General features: G+C 67.8%; 23 protein-coding genes. 13 read left to right on the top strand and 10 right to left on the bottom strand.

Annotated elements, in window-relative coordinates; genetic code table 11:
- The first annotated feature begins 12 nt into the window (after positions 1 to 12).
- On the top strand, positions 13 to 234 hold the full coding sequence (locus ACFCV3_RS36150) for an SCO4848 family membrane protein (protein WP_376038185.1): 222 nt from the start codon (positions 13 to 15) through the stop codon (positions 232 to 234).
- The gene (locus ACFCV3_RS36145) at positions 231 to 1,058 is read left to right on the top strand and encodes a M55 family metallopeptidase (RefSeq protein WP_376038184.1); all 828 of its coding nucleotides are present in this window, start codon (positions 231 to 233) and stop codon (positions 1,056 to 1,058) included. The genes ACFCV3_RS36150 and ACFCV3_RS36145 overlap by 4 nt, the downstream gene beginning before the upstream one ends.
- Here the strand turns inward: ACFCV3_RS36145 and ACFCV3_RS36140 are convergent.
- A complete protein-coding gene (locus ACFCV3_RS36140; RefSeq protein WP_376038181.1) occupies positions 1,055 to 1,357 on the bottom strand; it encodes a hypothetical protein in 303 nt (100 codons plus the stop codon). The genes ACFCV3_RS36145 and ACFCV3_RS36140 overlap by 4 nt on opposite strands.
- Before the next feature lie 37 nt (positions 1,358 to 1,394).
- Positions 1,395 to 2,180, bottom strand: a complete 786-nt coding sequence (locus ACFCV3_RS36135) for an AraC family transcriptional regulator (protein ID WP_376038180.1) — start codon at positions 2,178 to 2,180, stop codon at positions 1,395 to 1,397.
- Positions 2,181 to 2,258: 78 nt separating this feature from the next.
- Between ACFCV3_RS36135 and ACFCV3_RS36130 the strand changes: the two genes are divergently transcribed.
- Positions 2,259 to 2,684, top strand: coding sequence for a DUF2000 family protein (locus ACFCV3_RS36130; RefSeq protein WP_376038178.1), 426 nt, complete (start codon positions 2,259 to 2,261; stop codon positions 2,682 to 2,684).
- Between the two features lies 1 nt (position 2,685).
- On the opposite strand, the gene ACFCV3_RS36125 is transcribed toward ACFCV3_RS36130, so the two are convergent.
- The 4 genes from ACFCV3_RS36125 to sdhC are packed head-to-tail and all read right to left on the bottom strand — an operon-like array spanning position 2,686 to position 5,935.
- On the bottom strand, positions 2,686 to 3,390 hold the full coding sequence (locus tag ACFCV3_RS36125) for a succinate dehydrogenase iron-sulfur subunit (RefSeq protein ID WP_376038176.1): 705 nt from the start codon (positions 3,388 to 3,390) through the stop codon (positions 2,686 to 2,688).
- Complete coding sequence (gene sdhA / locus ACFCV3_RS36120) at positions 3,390 to 5,132, bottom strand: succinate dehydrogenase flavoprotein subunit (protein ID WP_376038175.1); 1,743 nt, start codon at positions 5,130 to 5,132, stop codon at positions 3,390 to 3,392. The genes ACFCV3_RS36125 and sdhA overlap by 1 nt, the downstream gene beginning before the upstream one ends.
- Before the next feature lie 13 nt (positions 5,133 to 5,145).
- Positions 5,146 to 5,601 carry a succinate dehydrogenase hydrophobic membrane anchor subunit gene (locus tag ACFCV3_RS36115; protein ID WP_376038173.1) on the bottom strand — a complete coding sequence of 152 codons (456 nt, stop codon included), beginning with the start codon at positions 5,599 to 5,601 and terminating at the stop codon, positions 5,146 to 5,148.
- Between the two features lies 1 nt (position 5,602).
- Positions 5,603 to 5,935, bottom strand: coding sequence for a succinate dehydrogenase, cytochrome b556 subunit (gene sdhC / locus ACFCV3_RS36110; protein ID WP_370451401.1), 333 nt, complete (start codon positions 5,933 to 5,935; stop codon positions 5,603 to 5,605).
- 294 nt (positions 5,936 to 6,229) lie between these two features.
- Here sdhC and ACFCV3_RS36105 point away from each other — a divergent pair, with 294 nt between their 5' ends.
- Positions 6,230 to 6,475 carry a hypothetical protein gene (locus ACFCV3_RS36105; protein WP_376038171.1) on the top strand — a complete coding sequence of 82 codons (246 nt, stop codon included), beginning with the start codon at positions 6,230 to 6,232 and terminating at the stop codon, positions 6,473 to 6,475.
- A 117-nt stretch (positions 6,476 to 6,592) separates the two neighbouring features.
- Positions 6,593 to 7,408: an MBL fold metallo-hydrolase gene (locus ACFCV3_RS36100; RefSeq protein WP_376038169.1), complete on the top strand. Its 816-nt coding sequence runs from the start codon at positions 6,593 to 6,595 to the stop codon at positions 7,406 to 7,408.
- Here the strand turns inward: ACFCV3_RS36100 and ACFCV3_RS36095 are convergent.
- Together ACFCV3_RS36095 and ACFCV3_RS36090 are read right to left on the bottom strand one after the other, a co-directional pair.
- Positions 7,405 to 8,634 carry a glycosyltransferase gene (locus tag ACFCV3_RS36095; RefSeq protein WP_376038167.1) on the bottom strand — a complete coding sequence of 410 codons (1,230 nt, stop codon included), beginning with the start codon at positions 8,632 to 8,634 and terminating at the stop codon, positions 7,405 to 7,407. The two genes, ACFCV3_RS36100 and ACFCV3_RS36095, sit on opposite strands and share 4 nt — an antisense overlap.
- Positions 8,635 to 8,636: 2 nt before the next feature.
- Positions 8,637 to 9,761 (bottom strand): glycosyltransferase family 4 protein, encoded by a 1,125-nt coding sequence (locus ACFCV3_RS36090; RefSeq protein WP_376038165.1) that lies wholly within the window; start codon positions 9,759 to 9,761, stop codon positions 8,637 to 8,639.
- A gap of 204 nt (positions 9,762 to 9,965) precedes the next feature.
- Here ACFCV3_RS36090 and ACFCV3_RS36085 point away from each other — a divergent pair, with 204 nt between their 5' ends.
- Together ACFCV3_RS36085 and ACFCV3_RS36080 are read left to right on the top strand one after the other, a co-directional pair.
- Entirely contained in the window at positions 9,966 to 10,727 is a 762-nt protein-coding gene (locus tag ACFCV3_RS36085) for a DUF4253 domain-containing protein (protein ID WP_376038164.1), read from the top strand.
- A gap of 73 nt (positions 10,728 to 10,800) precedes the next feature.
- A complete protein-coding gene (locus ACFCV3_RS36080; protein ID WP_376038161.1) occupies positions 10,801 to 12,381 on the top strand; it encodes a methylmalonyl-CoA mutase in 1,581 nt (526 codons plus the stop codon).
- 399 nt (positions 12,382 to 12,780) lie between these two features.
- Here ACFCV3_RS36080 and ACFCV3_RS36075 read toward each other — a convergent pair whose 3' ends face one another.
- Positions 12,781 to 13,962, bottom strand: coding sequence for an amidohydrolase (locus ACFCV3_RS36075; RefSeq protein ID WP_376038160.1), 1,182 nt, complete (start codon positions 13,960 to 13,962; stop codon positions 12,781 to 12,783).
- Positions 13,963 to 14,187: 225 nt separating this feature from the next.
- Between ACFCV3_RS36075 and ACFCV3_RS36070 the strand changes: the two genes are divergently transcribed.
- The 6 genes from ACFCV3_RS36070 (at position 14,188) to ACFCV3_RS36045 (ending at position 21,299) form a co-directional block, all read left to right on the top strand.
- Positions 14,188 to 15,267 carry a BMP family protein gene (locus tag ACFCV3_RS36070; protein WP_376038158.1) on the top strand — a complete coding sequence of 360 codons (1,080 nt, stop codon included), beginning with the start codon at positions 14,188 to 14,190 and terminating at the stop codon, positions 15,265 to 15,267.
- Between the two features lie 84 nt (positions 15,268 to 15,351).
- On the top strand, positions 15,352 to 16,902 hold the full coding sequence (locus ACFCV3_RS36065) for an ABC transporter ATP-binding protein (protein WP_376038156.1): 1,551 nt from the start codon (positions 15,352 to 15,354) through the stop codon (positions 16,900 to 16,902).
- Positions 16,903 to 18,087: an ABC transporter permease gene (locus ACFCV3_RS36060; protein ID WP_376038155.1), complete on the top strand. Its 1,185-nt coding sequence runs from the start codon at positions 16,903 to 16,905 to the stop codon at positions 18,085 to 18,087.
- Positions 18,084 to 19,370 (top strand): ABC transporter permease, encoded by a 1,287-nt coding sequence (locus tag ACFCV3_RS36055; protein WP_376038154.1) that lies wholly within the window; start codon positions 18,084 to 18,086, stop codon positions 19,368 to 19,370. Before ACFCV3_RS36060 ends, ACFCV3_RS36055 begins: the two co-directional genes overlap by 4 nt.
- A gap of 265 nt (positions 19,371 to 19,635) precedes the next feature.
- Entirely contained in the window at positions 19,636 to 20,028 is a 393-nt protein-coding gene (locus ACFCV3_RS36050; RefSeq protein ID WP_376038309.1) for a cytidine deaminase, read from the top strand.
- Positions 20,025 to 21,299 carry a thymidine phosphorylase gene (locus ACFCV3_RS36045; protein WP_376038152.1) on the top strand — a complete coding sequence of 425 codons (1,275 nt, stop codon included), beginning with the start codon at positions 20,025 to 20,027 and terminating at the stop codon, positions 21,297 to 21,299. Before ACFCV3_RS36050 ends, ACFCV3_RS36045 begins: the two co-directional genes overlap by 4 nt.
- Here ACFCV3_RS36045 and ACFCV3_RS36040 read toward each other — a convergent pair.
- Positions 21,252 to 21,911, bottom strand: a complete 660-nt coding sequence (locus ACFCV3_RS36040; RefSeq protein WP_376038151.1) for a DUF998 domain-containing protein — start codon at positions 21,909 to 21,911, stop codon at positions 21,252 to 21,254. The genes ACFCV3_RS36045 and ACFCV3_RS36040 overlap by 48 nt on opposite strands.
- Positions 21,912 to 21,980: the final 69 nt, after the last annotated feature.

The raw sequence follows: 21,980 nt of genomic DNA, 5'->3' as shown, positions 1-21,980 counted from the left end.
CACAATGGCGGGGTGAAACTCGAACGCAAGCACGCCTTCGTCCTGCTCGGTATCGCGATCTGGAACGTCGTCACCTACCTGCGCTTCATCAAGGCACTGGTCGACACCGAGGACCGCCCGACCGGGTACTACGTGGCCCACACGATCCTGATCGTGGTGAACCTGGTGATCGCGGCCGTCCTCGGCGCCTGGGGAGTTCGCGCCTACAAGGCGTCCAAGGTCACTTCGTCGTGAGGGTCTACCTCAGCGCGGACATGGAAGGCGTCACCGGCCTGGTCGACGCCGAAGACGTGCAACCACCCGGGCGCGACTACGAGCGGGCCCGGGTGATGATGACCGAGGACGTGAACGCCGCCGTCCGGGGCGCGTACGCGGCCGGCGCGACCGCCGTACTGGTCAACGACGCCCACGGCCCGATGCGCAACCTCCTGCCCGACCTCCTCGACCCGCGCGCGGTGCTGATCAAGGGCCGCCCGAAACCGATGGGCATGATCGAAGGGCTGGACGACTCGTACGACGCGGCCCTGTGCATCGGGTACCACGCCCGGGCCGGCATCCTCGGCGTACTCAGCCACAGTTTCATGGGCCACGAGATCGAGGACATCTGGCTCGACGACCAGGTCACCGGCGAAATAGGCCTCTTCGAGGCGACAGCGACGTCGTACGGCGTCCCGCTGGTCCTGCTCACCGGCGACGACACCGCCTGCGCCGAGGCAACAGCCTGGAACGGCGATATCCACACCGTCCCGGTCAAATTCGCGAAGGACCGCTTCGCCGCCCAGCTCGTCCCGGTTGCCGAAGCCCGCGCCGCCATCGAAGCCGGCGCCACTGGAGCCCTTCGCTCGCTGCCCTCGGTCGCTGCCGGTCCCAGCCCGCGCACCCTCGCAGTCCGCTGGCAATCCGCCTCAGTGGCTTCCCACCTCACCGCGATCCCCGGCGTCACCCGCCGCGACGACCGCACCGTGACGGTCACGGACGACATGCTCCAGCTCTACCGCCTCTTCAACCTGTTCCTCCGCGTCGCCACCGCAGTCACCTCCAACCCGCCGTACTGCTAACGCCCGAGCAGGACACGCACGGCGGGGGAGAGCTCAAGGCCGAGGCTCAGCCGTTGCCACGCCTGGGAGAACGAGGATGTCGCCGTACTGGTCTGGAAGTTCCTGCGCAGGGTGAACGCGACGATCGAGATCAGCGCCTGCCCCACCGCGAACAACACAATGCCCACGATCGTCCCTGCGATCGAGCCACCGGTGAACTGCCCGAACAGGATCAGCAACACCCCGATCAGCCACGCCACGAAACCCACCGCGTACGCCGCCGCGAGCAGCCGCGGGTTCTTCTCTTTCGTCCAGTCCATGCCCGCCAGTATGACGCTGCCGTCTCCCTAGGCGGACTCACCGACGGGCGAAGGTCGCGGGTGTGACTCCGAGCAGTTTGCGGAAGTGCCGGTTGAGGTGCGACTGGTCGTAGAACCCGGCCAGCACCGCCACCTCGGCCGCCGGCCGCCCCTCCAGCAGGTAGCGGCGGGCCAGGTCGATCCTGCGGCCGGTCAGGTACCGGTGTGGCGGCAGCCCGAACTCGCGGCTGAACGCCCGGACCAGGTGGACCGGATGCGCCTGCACAATTCGGGAGGCATCGTCGAGCGTGATCCCGGCGGGCACGTGGGCGTCCAGCAGGTCGCGGAGCTTCCTGGCGGTCCCGGGGTCGCGCTGGTCCGCCGGGCCGGTGACCTTTTGCTGCAGGTGTTGCCGCAGCCGCTCCTCGATCAGAGTCAGCCGGCTCTGCGCCTCCAAGTCCTCCTTGCCGTCCACCAGCACCCCGTGCAACTGGTGGATCCGGTGGCGTAGCGCTGCGTCGGCGTACTCGGGCTGATCGACCGCCGCGCCGATCAGCTCGGCACCCAATCGATCGGTCTCCAGGTAGAGGACGCGCTTGCGGAAGCCGTCCGGCTGCACCGATCGCCCGTCGTGCGGGACGTGGGGCGGCAGCAATGACACCTGTGCCTGGGCCAAGCCGTGCTCGCGGTGGTCCAGGTCGTACCGGACGGCGCCTTCGTCGACGATCAACACCGTCCAGGCGTCGTGGGTGTGACTGGGATAGGCATGCGACGGGAAGTGCGCGTGCAGGACCTCGACGACGCCGCTGAGCGCGGGCCGCCACGCCTTCACGCTCGGTTCCACACTGAAAACATACGCTCCCGACGCGAAGGGCTAAGAACGTACAAGCCGCCGCGCCCGGCCCAGGCCGAGGATGGGCGGGTGGACAACGAGCCGATTCGCTTCGAGACCAAGATCGCCGTACTGCTCCGAGAGGATCTGCCGACGTGGCAACGACTGAACGTGACCGCGTTCTTGGTGAGCGGTATTGCGGGTACCCGTCCTGAGGTGGTGGGCGAGGCGTACGAGGACGCGGACGGGGTGCGTTACCTGCCGATGTTCCGGCAGCCGGTGCTGGTCTTCGAGGGGACCAAGGAGTTCCTGGCGACGGCTCATCAGCGCGCGTTGCAGCGCGGGCTCGAGCACTCGATCTTCACTCAGGATCTGTTTGCTACTGGCAACGATCGTGACAATCGCGCCGCGGTGAGAGCGGTGACCACCGCGGCGCTCGACCTGGTCGGTCTCGCCTGTTACGGGCCGAAGAACGCCGTCGACAAGACCCTCAAGGGTGCCCAGATGCACCCCTGAGTCAGACCCGGCGGAAGATCAGTGCTCGCTTGACTTCCTGGATCGCCTTGGTGACTTCGATGCCTCGGGGGCAGGCGTCGGTGCAGTTGAAGGTGGTTCGGCAGCGCCAGACGCCTTCCTTGTCGTTCAGGATCTCGAGGCGCTGTTCGGTGCCTTCGTCGCGGCTGTCGAAGATGAAGCGGTGGGCGCCGACGATGGCCTGGGGGCCGAAGTACTGGCCGTCGGACCAGAAGACCGGGCAGGACGTCGTACACGCGGCGCAGAGGATGCACTTGGTGGTGTCGTCGAAGCGCTCCCGGTCGGCCTGGGACTGGATCCGCTCGCGGGTCGGCTCGTGGCCGCTGGTGACCAGGAACGGCATCACCGAGCGGTAGGCGTCGAAGAACGGCTCCATGTCGACGACCAGGTCCTTGAGTACCGGCAGGCCCTTGATGGGCTCGACGGTGATCTCCTTCTCCGGGTTCAGGTCCTTGATCAGCGTCTTGCAGGCCAGCCGGTTGCGGCCGTTGATCCGCATCGCATCCGAACCGCAGACACCGTGGGCGCAGGAGCGGCGGAAGGTCAGCGTGCCGTCCTGCTCCCACTTGATCTTGTGCAGTGCGTCGAGCACCCGGTCGCCGGGCAGCAGCGTGACCGAGTAGGTCTTCCACTCCGACTCGTCGAGTACCTCGGGGTTGTACCGAAGGATCTTGACCTTGACGTCCATCAGTACTTCCGCTCCATCGGCTTGTAGCGAGTCTGGACGACCGGCTTGTAGTCCAGCCGGATGTTGATGTTGCCTTCAGCATCGACTTCGCGGTACGCCATCGTGTGCCGCATGAAGTTCACGTCGTCACGCTTGTCGTAGTCCTCGCGGAAGTGCCCGCCACGGGACTCCTTACGAGCAAGAGCAGACACGACCAGTACTTCGGCCAGGTCGATCAGGAAGCCGAGCTCGACCGCCTCGAGCAGGTCGGTGTTGAACCGCTTGCCCTTGTCCTGGACGGAAACCTGGGCGAACCGCTCCTTCAGCCGCTCGATGTCGACGAGCGCCTGCTTGAGCGATCCCTCGGTCCGGTAGACCTGCGCGTTGATGTCCATCGTGGCCTGCAGGTCGGTCCGGATCGCGGCCACCCGCTCGGTGCCCTCGGCGTTCCGCATGCCCTCGATCAGCTCGACCACGAAGTTCTCCGGCTCGGCCGGCAGCTCCTCGAAGACGGCGGTCGAGGCGTACTCGGCGGCGGCGATACCGGCCCGCCGGCCGAAGACGTTGATGTCGAGCAGCGAGTTCGTGCCCAGGCGGTTCGCGCCGTGGACGGACACGCAGGCGACCTCACCCGCGGCGTACAGGCCGGGGATCACGTCGTCGTTGTTGGCCAGCGCCTCGCCCTTGATGTTGGTCGGGATGCCGCCCATCGCGTAGTGCGCGGTCGGGAAGACCGGGATCTGCTCGGTGTACGGCTCGACGCCCAGGTAGGTGCGGGCGAACTCGGTGATGTCCGGCAGCTTGGCGTCGATGTGCGCGGGCTCGAGGTGGGTCAGGTCGAGCATCACGTACGCGCCGTCCGGACCGCAGCCGCGGCCCTCGCGGACCTCGTTGGCCATTGCGCGGGCGACCATGTCGCGGGGCGCGAGGTCCTTCACGGTCGGGGCGTAGCGCTCCATGAAGCGCTCGTTGTCCTTGTTCCGCAGGATTCCGCCCTCACCGCGGGCGGCCTCCGACAGCAGAACGCCGAGGCCGGCCAGACCGGTCGGGTGGAACTGGAAGAACTCCATGTCCTCCAGCGGCAGCCCCTTGCGCCACACGATGCCCATCCCGTCGCCGGTGAGCGTGTGCGCGTTGGACGTCGTACGGAAGACCTTGCCGAAGCCGCCGGAGGCGAACACGATCGACTTCGCGCTGAAGATGTGCAGCTCACCGGTGGCCAGCTCGTAGGCGACCACACCGGTCGCGCGCCCACCGACCATCAGCAGATCCAGCACGTAGAACTCGTTGAAGAACTCGACGTTCTGCTTGATGCACTGCTGGTACAGCGTCTGCAGGATCATGTGGCCGGTCCGGTCCGCGGCGAAACAGGACCGCCGTACGACGGCCTCGCCGTGGTTGCGGGTGTGTCCACCGAAGAATCGCTGGTCGATCTTGCCCTCGGCGGTCCGGTTGAACGGCAGGCCCATCTTCTCCAGGTCGAGGACCGCGTCGACGGCCTCGCGGCACATCACCTCGGCCGCGTCCTGGTCGACCAGGAAGTCACCACCCTTGACCGTGTCGAAGGTGTGCCACTCCCAGTTGTCCTCCTCGACGTTGGCCAGCGCGGCACACATGCCGCCCTGGGCCGCGCCGGTGTGCGACCGGGTCGGGTAGAGCTTGGTGAGGACCGCGGTCCGGGTCCGCTTGCTGGACTCCAGGGCCGCGCGCATCCCCGCACCGCCCGCACCGACGATCACTACGTCGTACTGGTGCCGCTGCATATCTGAACTGTCCTTACTTGCAGACCGACAGCGTGCTGTGCGGGTCTAGGCAGGGATCGAAGGTGAAGATGACCAGGGTGCCGAGGACGACGATCACGATCGAGGCCGTGATCAGCAGTGCCTTCAGCCAGAACCGTGTCTGGTCCTTCTCGGCGTAGTCGTTGATGATCGTCCGCATCCCGTTGGTGCCGTGCAGCATCGCCAGCCACAGCATCAGCAGGTCCCAGACCTGCCACAGCGGGTTGGCCCACTTACCGGCCACGAAGGCGAAGTCGAGGGCGGTGATCCCGCCGCCGAGCATCAGGTTCACGAACAGGTGACCGAGGACCAGGACGACCAGGGCGAGTCCGGACAGCCGCATGAACAGCCAGCTGTACAGCTCGAAGTTGGTCTGACCCGATCGGTTCCGGCCGCCGCCCTTCAGTGAACGGGCACGGGTACTCGACCGCGGAGCCGCGATGTCACTCATCTCAGCCTCCGAAGACGTGGGTGAGGTGCCGGATCACGAAGGGCACGAAGAGGACGACCCACACCACGCCGACGCCGATCATCAGCTTGCGCTGGTTGCGCGGGCCCTTGGCCCAGAAGTCGACCAGGATCAGCCGGATGCCGTTGAACGCGTGGAACAGGATGGCCCCGACCAGTCCGACCTCCATCAGGCCGACGATCGGGTTCTTGTAGGTGCCGATGACCTCGTTGTAGGCCTCCGGCGACACCCGGACCAGAGCGGTGTCGAGCACGTGCACGAGCAGGAAGAAGAAGATTCCCACGCCGGTGATCCGGTGCGCGACCCATGACCACATGCCCTCCCGGCCACGGTAGAGCGTGCCGGCTGGTTTGCTGGGCAAACCGATCCTCCGATCGAACGACAGATCAGAACCGGTGGACGCGGCAACTATCAGGGCGTCAGATCAGCGAAGGCCGCGATTCGGCTCGGCCCGGAGGGGAACCAGGCCGTTCCCGATGCTATCGCTGCACTGCCCGGGTTCTGGCTTGGACAGGTGTGAGATCGCTCTCGGACCGTGGCTTGCGGTGTGTGGACCCTTTCCGGTCTAGCGTGGTTTGAGTCAAACAATTGACTCACGACAGGAGCAATGATGCGCAAGTCATTCGCGGCAGCTGCCGCGGCCGTAACCATCGCCGTATCCGGTCTGCTGGTGGCCGCGCCGGCGCAGGCTCAGGTTCAGGTTCAGGACCAGTACCACCCGATTGGGCCGTACAACACCAAGTCCTTCTGCGAGATCGACCGGAGTCTCTACGACAACGGGACCGGGAACGTCGGCCCCGAGTGCTTCTGGGGCTGGGGCAGCCAGATCGGCTGGTTCTACATGCAAAGGGGCTGAACTGGCCCATCGGCCAACGTCGCGAATGGCCCTCGACCGATGACCCCACCGTGTTCTTGACTTCAACCAGGCTTTAACCGCGAGAGTCCGGTCAAAAGCGATGGAGGGGAGATCACGGTGAGTTTCTGGATCTGTGCAACCTGTGCGGTCGAGCACTCGGAGCAGGTCGAGGTGTGTGCGATCTGCGCCGACGAGCGGCAGTGGGTGCCGGCTGACGGTCAGCACTGGACCACGTTGGAGGAGCTGGCCGCGGCCGGTACGGCGGTGGTCGTCGAAGAGGTCGAGCCGGGGCTGTACGGCGTCACGTCCAAGCCGCCGGTGGGGATCGGGCAGCAGTCGATGCTGGTCACCACGGCCGAGGGCAACCTGCTGTGGGACCCCATCGGCTATCTGGACGACGACGCCGTACGGCGGATCCGTGAGCTCGGCGACGTGGTCGGGATCGTTGCCAGCCACCCGCACATGTACGGCGTCCAGGTCGAGTGGAGCCACCGTCTCGGCAACGTACCGGTGTACGTGTCGGAGGCGGATGCCCACTGGGTCGCCCGGCAGGACGCGGTGATCCAGGCCTGGACCGGCGTACTCAACCCGTTGCCGGGAGTGACGATTCTCCAGCCCGGCGGTCATTTCCCGGGGAGTGCGGTCGTGCACTGGGCGGATGGTGCCGAGGGCAAGGGTGTCGTGCTGTCGGGCGACACGATCTTCGCGAACCCCGACCGCACCTCGGTCAGCTTCATGCGCAGCTACCCGAACCGCATCCCGCTGTCCGGTGCGGTCGTCGATCGGGTGGCTCGCGCGCTCGATCCGTACGAGTTCGACCGGCTCTACAACAACTTCGGCTCGGTCATCCCGGTCGATGCCAAGGCCGTCGTACGGCGTTCTGCCGATCGCCACATGGCCTGGACCCGCGGCGACTACGACCACCTCACCTAGGCGGCGATCCTCGCTTGGGCGAGGCGGGTGTGCAGCGCGAGCATGTGCCGGATGCAGGTGTCCCAGTCGTAAAGCTCGGCCCGGCGACGGGCCGCGGCCCGTCGGTTGGGGACCTGCGCCAGCTGGAGTACGGCGTCGGCCAGGGCGACCGGGTTGGCCTGGCCCCAGCGGCCGCAGGTCTCGTCGACCAGCTCGCGGGCGCCGCCGGTGTTGGCCGTGACGACCGGCGTACCGGCGGCGAGAGCCTCCAGTACGGCGAGGCCGAACGTCTCGCCGGGGCAGACCGACAGGGCGATATCCGCCTCGGCCAGGTGCTTGGCGAGGGTACGGCGACCATCGACGTACCCGTGGAACGTGATCGGCGCCGAGCCAGCCAGCTCGAGCAGTTCGTCGAGGTGCGGACCGGTGCCGTAGACGTCCATCTGCAGCTTGATGCCGCGGCGGTGCAGCTCGGCCGCGGTGGCGACCGCGAGGTGCGGACTCTTCTCGCGGGACAGCCGGCCGGCGTGCACGAGCTTCAGTACGCCGTCGTCGGCCGGCTTGCCGAGTGACGGGTGGAAGGTGTCCAGGTCGACGCCGAGCGGGATCCGGACCAGGGGCGTGGTTACGTCGTCGAACTCGGCCGCGGCGTACCGCGACGTCACCACGACCGCGTCGTACGTGCGGCTGAGGATCTTGTAGAGCGCGGCGACGGTGGCGACCACATGCAGCTGGCTGGCCTTCACACCCTCGGCGCGGCGCTGGACGCTCTCACCGGTCCAGCGGCTGGTGTAGGTGGTGACCTCGCCGAGCATCCGGCCCGGGCGCAGTACGTCGTGACCGCCCAGCTGACCCGGCCTCGCGGCACCGAGGGCCAGCATCGCGTCCAGCCGCTCATGGCTGAACAGGACGCTGCCGATGTCGTTCTTGCGGGCCCAGCGTGCCACCGGGAGCAGGGTCGACTTGTCGGAGATCTCGACCGTGGTCGGCTGGAACTTCTTCAGTACGTCGATCACGTTCCACGGCGTGGTGATCAGCCGGTACCCGCCACTCACCTTCGGCGCCTTCACCCGGACGACCGTGCCGTTCTCGGTCTCGACGATCTCGTCCCGCTCGCCCGGGGTGATGACGATCCGGTCCGCGCCGGCATCGACGTACCCCTGGCCGATGTGCTCGATCGCGGTCCGCATCCCGCCCGAAGTCGGTCCGACGAAGTTGGCCAGTTGAGCGATCCGAAGGCTGCTCATACTCAGGCCACCTGCCGTACGGCAGCGGCCTCGCGCAGGACCTGGGCGTAGTGGCGGTCGACGAGGTCGTCGACCACGGCCGGCCAGGTACGGGACTGGACTCGCTGGAGGCCGCTGGCTGCCATCCGGCCGCGGGCCTCCGGGTGGTCCAGCAGGGTCTTGACGGCCTCGCGGAGAGATCCGGCCTGACCTGGCTCGAAGAGTAGGCCGTTGACGCCAGGGTGGATCAGATCCAGCGGACCGCCCGCGGCCGGGCCGACGGTGGCGACGCCGGAGGCCTGCGCCTCCTGGATCGTCTGACAGAACGTCTCGTGCTCACCGGTGTGCACGAACACGTCGAGCCCGGCGAAGATCGTGGCCAGGTCAGCACCCCGGCGCATCCCGAGGAAGGTTGCTTGCGGCAACGCATGTTCCAGCGACGCGCGGTCCGGGCCGTCGCCGACGATCACGATCCGGCAGCCCAGATCGGTCAGCTCGGCGAGTCGCCGGACCTTCTTCTCGGCCGCCAGGCGACCGACGTACCCGACGATCGGCTTGCCGTCCGGGGAGATCTCGCGGCGCCAGCTCTCGTCGCGGTGCTGCGGGTCGAACAGGTCGAGGTTCACCCCGCGGCCCCAGTGGAAGACCCGCGGTACGCCGCCCTGCACCAGGGCCTCGACCGACGCGGTGGAGGGTGCGAGGGTCCGGTCGGCGCGCGAGTGCGTCCGCCGTACCCAGCGCCAGATGCCACGGTCCGCCGCCGCGAACCAGGGGTACTGCCGGGCGAAACCGGCGATATCGGTCTGGAAGATCGCAACCGTCGGCAGCCCGAGCCGGCGCGCGGCGCGCAGCCCGTAGGCCCCGATGATGAACGGCGAGGCCAGGTGCACCAGATCGGGCTTGAACTCGGCCATCGCCCGCTCGATCGACGGATCCGGCAGCCCGACCGGGAACTCCTTGTACCCAGGCGTCCGGAAGCTGCGCGCCCGGATCACCTGCACGTCACCGTAGCTGTCCGGGCCCGGTCCGGGCGCGATGATGAGCAGCTCGTGCCCGCGGGCCCGAAGCCGGTCGGCGACATGGCGAGCCGTGTTCGCCACGCCATTGATCTGCGGCAGGAAGGTCTCGGCAACCATCACGATTCGCACACTTCGGAGGTTCCCCACCGTGCATGAACCCTCGGCGACGTGTCCGTGACACGTTGTGGATTCCCTGTCGACGCCTTCAAGGACGCTTGATGTCTGCCCGGTGACGTCCGGGCGTCACCTTGCTGCCAGAACGCAAACATCGTAGTTCTGTCCCCGCTCGCCGCTAGTCTCCCGGCAACAGCGTGAGGGCCCGGGGTGAGGCCCATGACCGAGGGGACCGTGATGACGGATCTGTTCGCCGACCTGCCCGCCGATCTGCCGCCCGGCAGCCCGATCGGCCCGGAGGACGGCCCGCCGACTGCTTGGCTGAGTGACGACGAGTGGGATTCGGACCTGCACCGGCGGCTGCTGGCCGACTTCCCGCGGACGGGCTGGTATCCGGTGCTCGTCGACGAGCGGGCCGTCGACTCGTGGACCGAGGGCGAGCTCGCACCGCAGCCGGTGGCGGAGATCGATCGGTACGACGCGGCCGCGGTGATGGCCGAGCTGTGGGCGGAGAACGTTGCCGAGCAGGCGTCGTACGACATCTCGCTCGAGCCGCTGGAGCCGTTCGGGGAAGCGTGTCCCGGCCTGGCGCCGAGCCTGGACTCCAGCGGGATCGACGAGGTGGTGGACAGCTACCTGGCCGGGTTCGAGGCGGATGACGGGGATCGGTTGCTGCTGGCCAAGGTCGCCCGCGGCGCCGACCTGCCCGCGGTGCTCGGCTGGCAGGGCGATGTCGACCTGCCGAAGGTGCTGACCATGCTGCGAAGCTGGGAGGACCGGTTCGGTGCGCGGCTGGTCGTCCTCGGGTTCGACTCGATGCGGGTGATCACGATGCCGACGGAGGACGTCGGGCAGCTGCAACTGATGGCGGCCGAGCAGTGGGCGTTCGATCCGGACTGGATCAACCAGGAGGTCGAGACGCTGGAGGCCCAGGTCGAGACGATGAGCGGGGATCCGGAGTGGCTGTTCTGGTGGGACTGAACTCACCGGTAGTAACCGATCTCACCCGGGCGCTGCATACCAGTGGAGGGGTGGTTCGGCCTACGGTGGGGAGATGAGCCATCGCAGCGAGTCCGGATTCGAGTTCGCGCCGGTGTACGACGCGGGCGCGCTGGACGGGTTCGATCCGGCGGAGAAGCTGGGGGAGCCGGGGAAGTTCCCGTTCACCCGTGGTGTGTACCCGACGATGTACACCCAGCGGCCGTGGACGATGCGCCAGTACGCCGGGTTCGGGACGGCCGCGGAGTCGAACCAGCGGTACCACCAGCTGATCGATGCCGGGACGATGGGGTTGTCGGTCGCCTTCGACCTGCCGACCCAGATGGGGTACGACTCCGACGCCACGATCGCGTCCGGCGAGGTCGGCAAGGTCGGGGTGGCGATCGACTCGATCGACGACATGCGGATCCTGTTCGACCGGATCCCGCTGGACCAGGTGTCCACGTCGATGACGATCAACGCGCCGGGATCGGTGCTCCTGCTGCTGTACCAACTGGTCGCGGAGGAGCAGGGGGTTGCCGGTGAACAGCTCACCGGGACGATCCAGAACGACGTACTGAAGGAATACATCGCGCGCGGGACGTACATCTACCCGCCGAAGGAGTCGCTGCGGCTGATCAGCGACATCTTCGCGTACTGCCAGGCGGAGCTGCCGCGCTGGAACACGATCTCGATCTCCGGCTACCACATGGCCGAGGCGGGGGCGACGCCCGCGCAGGAGATCGCGTTCACGCTCGCGGACGGTATCGAATACGTCCGTACGGCGGTCGCTGCCGGGCTCGACGTGGACACGTTCGCGCCGCGGTTGTCGTTCTTCTTCGTGGCCCGGACGACACTGCTCGAAGAGGTCGCGAAGTTCCGCGCCGCGCGCCGGATCTGGGCGCGCGTGATGCGGGACGAGTTCGGCGCGAAGAACCCGAAGTCTCAGATGCTGCGGTTCCACACGCAGACCGCCGGGGTGCAGCTGACCGCACAGCAGCCGGAGGTGAACCTCGTCCGGGTCGCCGTGCAGGGCCTGGCCGCCGTACTGGGTGGAACGCAGTCGCTGCACACCAACTCCTACGACGAGGCGATCGCCCTCCCGACCGAGAAGGCGGCCCGGCTGGCCCTGCGCACCCAGCAGGTCCTCGCCTACGAGACCGACATCACCGCGACCGTCGACCCGTTCGCCGGCTCGTACGTCGTCGAGGCGCTGACCGACAAGGTCGAGGCCGAAGCGGTCGAGCTGATGACCCAGGTCGAGGAGTACGGCGGTGCCGTGGCCGCGATCGAGAAGGGTTTCCAGAAGCAGGAGATCGAGCAGTCGGCGTACCGCATCTCCCTCGAGATCGACGCGGCCGAACGGGTGGTCGTCGGCATGAACAAGTTCAAGGTCGCCGAAGAAGAACCCTACGAGCCCCTCCGCGTCGACCCCGCCATCGAGGCCCAGCAGGTAGCCCGCCTCGCCACCCTCCGCGCCGAACGCAACCAGACCGAGGTAGACGAAGCCCTGGCCGACCTCAAAAAGGCCGCCGAAGGCACCGACAACTGCCTCTACCCCATGAAGCGAGCCCTCAAAGCCCGAGCCACCGTAGGCGAAGTCTGCAACACCCTCCGCGAAGTCTGGGGCGTCTACATCCCCGCCGACACTTTCTAAAGAACCCCGCTCCGCGGCGACAGCCCTTCTCCGCCTCCGGCGGGGCACAAACCGCCGCACCGCCTGAGGCCGCCTGCGCCCTGCCCCGGTAGGTGAGCGGACGCGCACCACCCACCAACCCCAACACCCGCCAGCGAAGTGTCGCCAGGCGTGGCACGGCCGGTGCAGCGCGACTTGGTGGGTGATGGGAGTCCGCCCCGGACGCCCACGCCATCACAATCGCGTCCCGGACGCGGTTCCACGCGGGAGCGCCTGGCACGCCGGCAGTTGTGATGGCCTGGCGGTCCGGACCCGCGGCACTGACCAACCGCCACCTGCACTCGTGGCAATCACTTCTCGCCCGATCACCCTGCGCGCCCGCCGGAGGCGGCAAAGGGCGTCGCCGCGGAGCGGGGGCCGTCAGTCGAGGAGGGCGGCTGAGGTTAGGAGGGTGGTGGCTAGGGAGATTGATTCTTCGGAGGGGTCGAAGGTGGGGGTGTGGAGGTCGCCGGTGGTGTCGAGGGTGGGTGGGCGGACGCCTAGGCGGGCCATGGCGCCGGGGACGTGTTCCAGGTACCAGGCGAAGTCTTCGCCGCCGAGGGACTGGTCCGTCGGGCTGATGGCGCCGGTGCCGAGGGTTTGCTGGGCGGCGTTGCGGAGGACGTCGATGGCATGGGCGTCGTTCATGACCGGGGGGACGCCGTGGGTGACTTCGGTGTCGACCTGGATGCCGTAGGGGGCGACGAGTTGGTTCGCCAGGGTCGGGAGGAGTTCGGCGGCTTGGTGCCAGGCGTTGGCGTCGAGGCAGCGGAGGGTGCCTTCGGCTTCGCCTCGGGAGGGGATGGCGTTGGCGGCGGAGCCGGAGGTGATGCGGCCCCAGACGAGAGACATGCCGGCGCGCGGGTCGACGCGGCGGGACAGTGCTGCGGGGAGCTCGGTGACGAGGGTGGCGAGCGCGTAGACGAGGTCGCCGGTGAGGTGGGGGCGGGAGGTGTGCCCGCCGGCGCCGCTCAGCCGGACGAGGATGCGGTCGGCGGCGGCCGTCAGTGCGCCGACACGCAGGCCGACCTGGCCGACCTGCAGGCGGGGATCGCAGTGGACGCCATAGATCCGCCGTACGCCGTCCAGTCCGCCGGCTGCGATCACGCCCAGCGCGCCACCGGGCATGACCTCCTCGGCCGGCTGGAAGATGAGGCGGACCCGGCGGTCCAACGCGCCGTCCCGCGCCATCCCGGCCAGTACCAGCGCAGCGCCGACCAGGCCAGCGGTGTGGATGTCGTGACCGCAGGCGTGCGCGACGCCGTCGTTCGTCGACCGCCAGAGCGCCTCGACGCCGTCCGGCACCGGGAGCGCGTCGATATCCGCGCGCAACGCAACACACGAGTCACCGGAGCCGATGTCGCAGATGAGGCCGGTCCCGGTCGGCAGCACCTGTGGTGACAGGCCGGCGTCGGTGAGGACGCGCTCCAGGATTTCGGTGGTCCGGACTTCGTGCCAGCCGAGCTCGGGATGGGCGTGCAGATCCCGGCGCAGCTCGACCGTGGTCTCGCGGACTTCCTCGACCCGGGCGAGGACATCCGCGACCAGCAGTTGATGACTCATGCCCGCGATTGTGACATGAGGCCTGAATCGTTCACTCACCGTGACGGCGCCGGGCACTCGGTGACCGCGCCGCAGGAGTTGCGGAAATGTGACGAAAGTGCCGGTCACTTTCCGGTATCGAGGTCATCTTGTCGTTCTAACTAACACTGACCGCCCCTATAGTCTGCGGATGGCACGCAGGGGCAGGCGTGCGCAAACGATCTGGTACGACGAAGGAGACGTCCGGTGAAGAAGTTCGTGCGGGGAACCGCGATCGTGGGCGTACTGACGCTCGCCGTCGCAGCTTGTGGCAGCAAGCCGACGGAAAGTGGCCCGGCCGGAGGCGCCGACAACAAGGCCTTCAAGGCCTGCATGGTCTCCGACTCCGGCGGTTTCGACGACAAGTCGTTCAACCAGACGTCGTACAAGGGCCTGCAGGACGCGGTCAAGGCCAAGGGCCTGACCGAGGTCAAGGCGGAGTCGAAGTCCGACAACGACTACCCGACCAACATGACCGCGATGGTCGCGGCCAAGTGCAACGTGATCATCTCGGTCGGCTTCAAGCTCGAGGACGCCACCGACGAGGCCGCCACCAAGAACCCGGACGTGAAGTTCGCGATCGTCGACTCCGCTCCGGCGAAGCCGATCGCCAACGTCAAGCCGCTCGGCTTCAACACCGCGCAGTCCAGCTTCCAGGCCGGTTACCTGGCCGCGGCGATGTCCAAGTCCGGCAAGGTCGGCACCTTCGGCGGCGTCAAGATCCCGCCGGTGACGATCTTCATGGACGGTTTCGCCGAGGGCGTGAAGTACTACAACAAGCAGAAGTCGAAGAACGTCGCGCTGCTGGGCTGGGACGAGGCCAAGCAGGACGGCCTGTTCACCGGTGACTTCGAGGACAAGGCCAAGGGCCAGAACAACGCCCAGAACCTGATCACCCAGGGCGCCGACATCATCTTCCCGGTCGCCGGTCCGGCGGGTCTCGGCGGTCTGCAGGCGGCCAAGGCCAGCAACGGCAAGGTCAACGCCATCTGGGTCGACACCGACGGCTGTGAGTCCGCGGCGGAGTACTGCTCGGTGCTGATCACCAGCGTCAAGAAGGGTATGGACGTCGCCGTCCAGGACGCGATCGTCTCCGTCGTCGACAACAAGTTCGACAACAAGCAGTTCATCGGCACGCTGGAGAACGGTGGCACCGGCCTGGCGCCGTTCCACGAGTTCGACAGCAAGGTCCCGGCCGAGCTGAAGACCGAGCTGGAGCAGATCAAGACCGACATCATCGGCGGCAAGATCACCATCGAGTCGAAGGCGCAGCCGAAGGCGTCCTGAACCACCGCGTAGTACGGTGCGAGCCAGGAAGGCCGACCTACAGGTCGTCGCCTTCCTGGCTCTCGGTATGAGAAGAGGGGCTGCATGCATCTCGAGCTGTCCGGACTGACGAAGAGCTTCGGCTCGCTGGTCGCCAACGACCACATCGACCTGGTCATCGAGCCGGGTGAGATCCACTGCCTGCTCGGTGAGAACGGTGCCGGCAAGAGCACGCTGATGAACATGCTCTACGGGCTGCTGCAGCCCGACTCGGGCGAGATCGTCATCGACGGCGAGAAGGTCACCATCACCTCGCCGAGTGACGCGATCAAGCACGGCATCGGCATGGTGCACCAGCACTTCATGCTGGTCCCGGTCTTCACCGTCGCGGAGAACATCATGCTCGGCCGGGAGAACACCCACCCCGGCGGCGTGCTGGACCGCAAGAAGGCCAACGCGCTCGTCACCGAGCTCTCCGAGCGGTACGGGTTCGAGGTCGATCCCGAGGCGCTGGTCGAGGACATCCCGGTCGGGGTCCAGCAGCGCGTGGAGATCATCAAGGCGCTCACGAACGACGCCAGCGTGCTGATCCTGGACGAGCCGACCGCGGTGCTCACGCCGGCCGAGATCGACGAGCTGATCGCGGTGATGCGCCAGCTCAAGGAGAACGGCACCTCGATCGTCTTCATCACCCACAAACTCAAAGAGGTCAAGGCGATCGCGGACAAGATCACCGTGATCCGCCGCGGCAAGGTGGTCGGCCAGGCCGAGCCGTCCGCGACCGAGGAAGAGCTGGCCGAGCTGATGGTCGGCCGCGCGGTCGACCTGGTCGTCGACAAGGAGCCGGCCCAGCCGAAGGACGCCGTACTGCGCGTGACCGGTCTGACCGTGATCGACGAGCGCGGGTTCACCGCGGTCGACGACATCGACCTGGAGGTCCGGGCCGGCGAGATCCTCGCGGTGGCCGGTGTCCAGGGCAACGGTCAGACCGAGCTCGCCGAGGCGTTGCTCGGCCTCACCCCGATCGCGGCCGGCAGCATCACGCTGGACGGCCAGGAGCTGACCACGAAGTCGACCCGGCACCGCCTCGACGCGGGCATCGGGTATGTCCCGGAGGACCGTGGGCACGACGGTTTCGTGGGCTCGTTCACGGTCGCCGAGAACCTGGTCCTCGACCTGTTCCGCAAGGCGCCGTTCGGCAACGGAGTGGCGCTGAACACCGACGAGATCCACAAGAACGCGCACGCCCGGGTCGAGGAGTTCGACATCCGCACCCAGGGCGTCGACCAGACCGTGTCGTCGCTGTCCGGCGGTAACCAGCAGAAGGTCGTGCTCGCCCGCGAGCTCTCCCGGCCGCTGAAGCTGCTGGTCGCCTCGCAACCGACCCGCGGTGTGGACGTCGGGTCGATCGAGTTCCTGCACACCCGGATCGTGCGCGAGCGCGACCAGGGCACCGCCGTACTGATCGTCTCTACCGAGCTGGACGAGATCGCGGCGCTGGCCGACCGGGTCGCGGTGATGTACCGCGGCAAGGTGGTCGGCGTCGTACCGGCCGACACCCCCCGCGACGAGCTCGGCCTGATGATGGCCGGCGCCTCCAAGTCCGAGGCACACGACGTCGCGATCGAGAACCCGACCACGTTGGGAACCATCTAGATGAGCACAGCAACCACAACCCCGCCGGCCCCGGTGTCGCGCCGGTCCGGGCTGCCGTCGTGGGCGGTCCAGGGTCTGGTCTCGGTCAGCGCGATCGTGCTCGCGCTGCTCGTCGGGGCGATCCTGATCATCGTCGGCGACGACGACGTGAAGACAGCGGTCGGGTACTTCGGCGCCGCACCGATGGACACCATTTCCGCGGCGCTGTCGGCGGTCGGCGAGGCCTACAAGGCGCTCGCGGTCGGCGCGATCGGTGGGATCTCCCCGATCAGCGAGTCGCTGACCCAGGCGACCCCGCTGATCTGCGGCGGCCTCGCGGTCTCGCTGGCGTTCCGGACCGGGCTGTTCAACATCGGCGCCCAGGGGCAGCTGATCATGGGCGCCGTTCTCGCCGGGTACGTCGGCTTCGCGTGGCACCTGCCGCCGGTCCTACACCTGGTCGTCGCGATCGTGGCCGGCCTGATCGGCGGCGCGATCTGGGGCGGTGTGGTCGGTCTGCTGAAGGCGCGTACCGGTGCGCACGAGGTGATCGTCACGATCATGCTGAACTACGTCGCGATCTACCTGCTGCAGTGGTTGCTCACGACCTCGACGTTCCAGCGGCCCGGGCGGGCCGACCCGATCTCACCAGTCGTCGACGCCAACGCGCAGTACCCGCAGTTCGGTGACACCCGCCTGCATGTCGGCTTCCTGCTGGCGCTGGTCGCCGCGGTCTTCGTCTGGTGGCTGCTGAACAAGTCGACGGTCGGTTTCGAGCTGCGCGCGGTTGGTGCGAACGCGGATGCCTCGAAGACGGCCGGTATGTCGGTCGGCCGGGCCTACGTGATTGCCATGGTCGTCGCCGGTGCGCTGGCCGGTCTGGCCGGGACGCAGCAGGTGCTCGGGACCGACCTGCCGCTGACCGACGGCGTCGCCGCATCGGTCGGGTTCGACGCGATCACGGTCGCGCTGCTCGGCCGCGGTACGCCGCTCGGCACCGTCCTGGCCGGTCTGCTCTTCGGCGCGCTGAACGCGGGCGGCCTGCAGATGCAGCTGATCACGCAGACGCCGCTGACGCTGACTACGGTGCTGCAGGCAACCATCGTGCTGTTCGTCGCGGCTCCCGCGCTGGTCCGCTCGGTCTTCCGGTTCCTGCCGAAGGATCGCGGATCCGGAGCCATCCTCGCGAAGGGTTGGAACGGATGAGCGACGTGACGGTTCAGGACACCGCGCGGGTCCCCGCTCCGGTGGCGATCGAGGCCCCGGCGGAGCGCGTCCGCCGGTTGCGCGTCGGCGGCCTGATGCTGGTGTTCGCGCTGATCGGGCTCGCGCTGGCGCTCTTCACCAAGAGCGGCAAGGCGACGTTCCAGCTGGTCTCCGGCGACTTGCAGAACAACCTGCTCGGCCTGCCCGCGCAGCCGGTCGCCATCCTGCTCGGCGCCCTCGGTGTGGTCGCCGCGGTGGCCTACATCCTGCGCCGGGTCCCGCAGAAGTACTCCGGCTGGCTGGCCATCGTTCTCGGGGTCAGCTTCATCGGCGCCTTCCTCTGCTGGGCCGCTGCGGGCAAGGTCTTCCCGCTGGCCAACCAGTTCCAGGGCACGCTGAACTTCGCCACCCCGCTGATCCTCGGCGCGCTGGCCGGTGTGCTGTGTGAGCGGGCCGGTGTCATCAACATCGCGATCGAGGGCCAGTTCCTGGTCGGCGCGTTCACCGCGGCAGTCGTCGCCAGTACGACGGGGAGCGCGGTGGCGGCGTTGATCGCGGCCGCGGCGTCCGGCGTACTGATGGCTCTGCTGCTCGCGGTGTTCTCGATCAAGTACCTGGTGAACCAGGTTGTGCTCGGCGTCGTACTGGTCGTGTTCGCGACCGGTGTGACCGGCTTCCTGTTCGACCAGTTCCTGCAGGAGGACGCGGCCAACCTGAACACGCCGACCGTCCTGTCCGCGGTGAAGATCCCGGGGCTGGGCGACATCCCGTTCATCGGGCCGATCCTGTTCAACCAGACCGTCCTGGTCTACCTGACCTACATCGCGGTCGCCGTCGTCACCTTCGTGCTCTTCCAGACCCGCTGGGGCCTGCGGGTCCGCGCGGTCGGCGAGCACCCGAAGGCGGCCGACACGGTCGGCATCAAGGTCAAGCGGGTCCGGTACTCCGCCGTCCTGTGGGCCGGGGTTCTGGCCGGCCTCGGTGGTGCGTTCTTCACGGTCGGGTACGCCGGTTCGTTCGCCAAGGACATGACCGCGGGCAACGGCTTCATCGCCCTGGCCGCGCTCATCATGGGCCGCTGGCACCCGATCGGTGCGATGGTCGCAGCCCTCTTCTTCGGCTTCGCCACCCAGCTGCAGTCCCAGCTCCAGATCATCCAGACCCCCATCCCCGGCGAACTCCTCCTGATGGCCCCCTACCTGGCCACCATCATCGCCGTAGCCGGCCTGGTAGGCCGAGTCCGAGCCCCCAAAGCCGACGGCGAACCGTACGTCACCGACTAACCCCGTTTGGTGGGTCCACCCACCAAACGGGAGGTTCCCCCACCGGATTCCGGGGTGGGAACCCTCCACCTGATGGGTTCACCCACCAAATGCGTCAAACCGGGCAGGCGGTGGGCCGGGTGGGTTGCGTTTGGTGGGTTCACCCATGAGGTTGGGGGTTCTGGACCCGCATGCGGTGGGGGAACCCACACGCTGGTGGGTTCACCCATCAGATGGTGCGGGGCGGGTGGTGGGGTTGGGTGGGGTTGTGGGGGATGCTGGGGTGGTGGATGTGGATTGGAAGGTGCTGCGGGAGACCGCGGTGGAGGCGATGGGGCGGGCTTATGCGCCGTACTCCGGGTATGCCGTGGGGGCGGCGGCGCTGGTGGAGGACGGGCGGGTGGTTGCCGGGTGCAACGTGGAGAACGCGTCGTACGGGTTGACGCTGTGTGCCGAGTGCGGGCTGGTGTCGGAGTTGCACCGGACCGGGGGTGGGCGGCTGGTCGCGTTCACCTGTGTGGACCACAACGGGGAGCTGCTGACGCCGTGTGGGCGGTGCCGACAGTTGTTGCACGAGCACGGCGGGCCAAGCCTGCAGATCGAGACGGCGTCCGGGAGCCGGCCGTTGCGTGAGTTGTTGCCTGAGGCGTTCGGGCCCGAGTTTCTGGAGGAGAAGTGAGCTTCGACGCGGTCGACGTGATTCGCACCAAGCGGGATCGCGGTGAGTTGAGCGACGGGCAGATCGACTGGGTGATCGACGCCTACACGCGCGGTGACGTCGCCGACGAGCAGATGTCATCACTGGCGATGGCCATTCTGCTGAACGGGATGAACCGCCGCGAGATCGCCCGCTGGACCGCGGCGATGATCGCGTCCGGTGAGCGGATGGACTTCGCGAAGCTGTCCCGCCCGACGGCCGACAAGCACTCCACCGGCGGGGTCGGCGACAAGATCACGCTGCCGCTGGCACCCCTGGTGGCGGCCTGCGGCGTCGCTGTACCGCAGTTGTCCGGCCGCGGCCTCGGTCACACCGGCGGCACGCTGGACAAGCTCGAGTCGATCCCAGGCTGGCGAGCAGCCTTGTCGAACGACGAGATGATGCGCCAGCTGGAGGACGTCGGCGCGGTGATCTGCGCGGCCGGTGACGGTCTCGCGCCGGCCGACAAGAAGCTGTACGCGCTGCGCGACGTGACCGGGACCGTCGAGGCGATCCCGCTGATCGCCAGCTCGATCATGAGCAAGAAGATTGCCGAGGGCACCGGTGCGCTCGTGCTGGATGTGAAGGTCGGCTCCGGCGCCTTCATGAAGGACCTCGCCGACGCCCGCGAACTGGCCGAGACGATGGTTGCTCTCGGCACCGATGCCGGCGTGAAAACCGTTGCCTTGCTCACCGACATGTCGGTCCCGCTCGGTCTGACCGCCGGAAACGCCCTGGAGGTTCGCGAATCCGTCGAGGTACTGGCCGGCGGCGGTCCCGCCGACGTCGTCGAGCTCACGATCGCCCTGGCCGGCGAGATGCTCGCAGCCGCCGGCGTGACCGATGTCGACCCGGCGGAGAAGCTGCGAGACGGTACGGCGATGGACGCCTGGCGCGCGATGATCTCGGCCCAGGGCGGCGACCCGTCTGCCGAGCTGCCGGTCGCTCCGGAGCAGCACGTCGTACTAGCACCGTCGTCCGGCGTCCTGTCCAAGCTCGACGCGCTCGCGGTCGGGGTTGCCGCGTGGCGTCTGGGCGCTGGTCGGGCTCGCAAGGAGGACCCGGTCTCCGCGGTCGCCGGCATCGAGATGCACGCGAAGCCTGGCGACACCGTCAAGGCCGGTGAGCCCTTGCTGACCTTGCATGCGGACGACGCGAGCCGTTTCGAGCGGGCGCTGGAGTCGCTGACCGACGCGGTCGAGGTCTCAACGTCGTACGAGGCCGGCCCGCTCGTGATCGACCGGATCGGTTAGGAACAGGCGGAATCCGGCGATCCCGAGCCAGATCGGGAGGCCGTGGGCGGTCACGCGTTCCATGCCGCCGACACCGAGTCCGAGGCCGTTGCCGGTGAAGTGCAGCAGCATCGCGGACAGGCCGAGGAGACCGAAGGCGAAGCCCCACCATCGGAGTTTCGCCAACGGTCCGGTGTGCAGGAAGACGGTCAGCAGCAGGGCGAGGTTGCCGCTGACGAAGATGACGAACGCGCCGCCGATGACGTGCAGGTTCTCGTTGACGTCGGCGGGGAACAGGCCGGCTGTCATCCAGCCTGCGCCTGTTGCTACTAGCAACGATCGGATCAGTCGCGCGACGACGGTGCGTGGCCAGGCGTCGTGGGTGAGGATCGCGCCGAGGATGATCAGGATCCCGCCGGTCGTGAACGAGACATTCATCAAGGTGTGCAAGGGTGAGCAGACATAGCGGCCGCCGAAGTCACCGCAGTGCACGTTGCCGAGGTCGCTGATGTTGTTGCCGGCCCAGCTGTACGGCGTCGTCCAGGCGAACTGGACGAGAGCCATCAGCAGGAAGAACTGCACCATGCCGCCGAACCAGCTGATGGCGCCGCTGACAACCCCAAGTCGTTTCACCTGTCCGACGGTACGGACGGTGGTGGGCTGATGAACTAGCCCGCGAGCGCCACTTCGGGTAGCTCGTAC

Origin of the sequence: Kribbella sp. NPDC056345 (assembly GCF_042262745.1) — a bacterium.
Classification (GTDB): domain Bacteria; phylum Actinomycetota; class Actinomycetes; order Propionibacteriales; family Kribbellaceae; genus Kribbella.
This window is presented reverse-complemented; position numbering and strand designations above follow the sequence as displayed.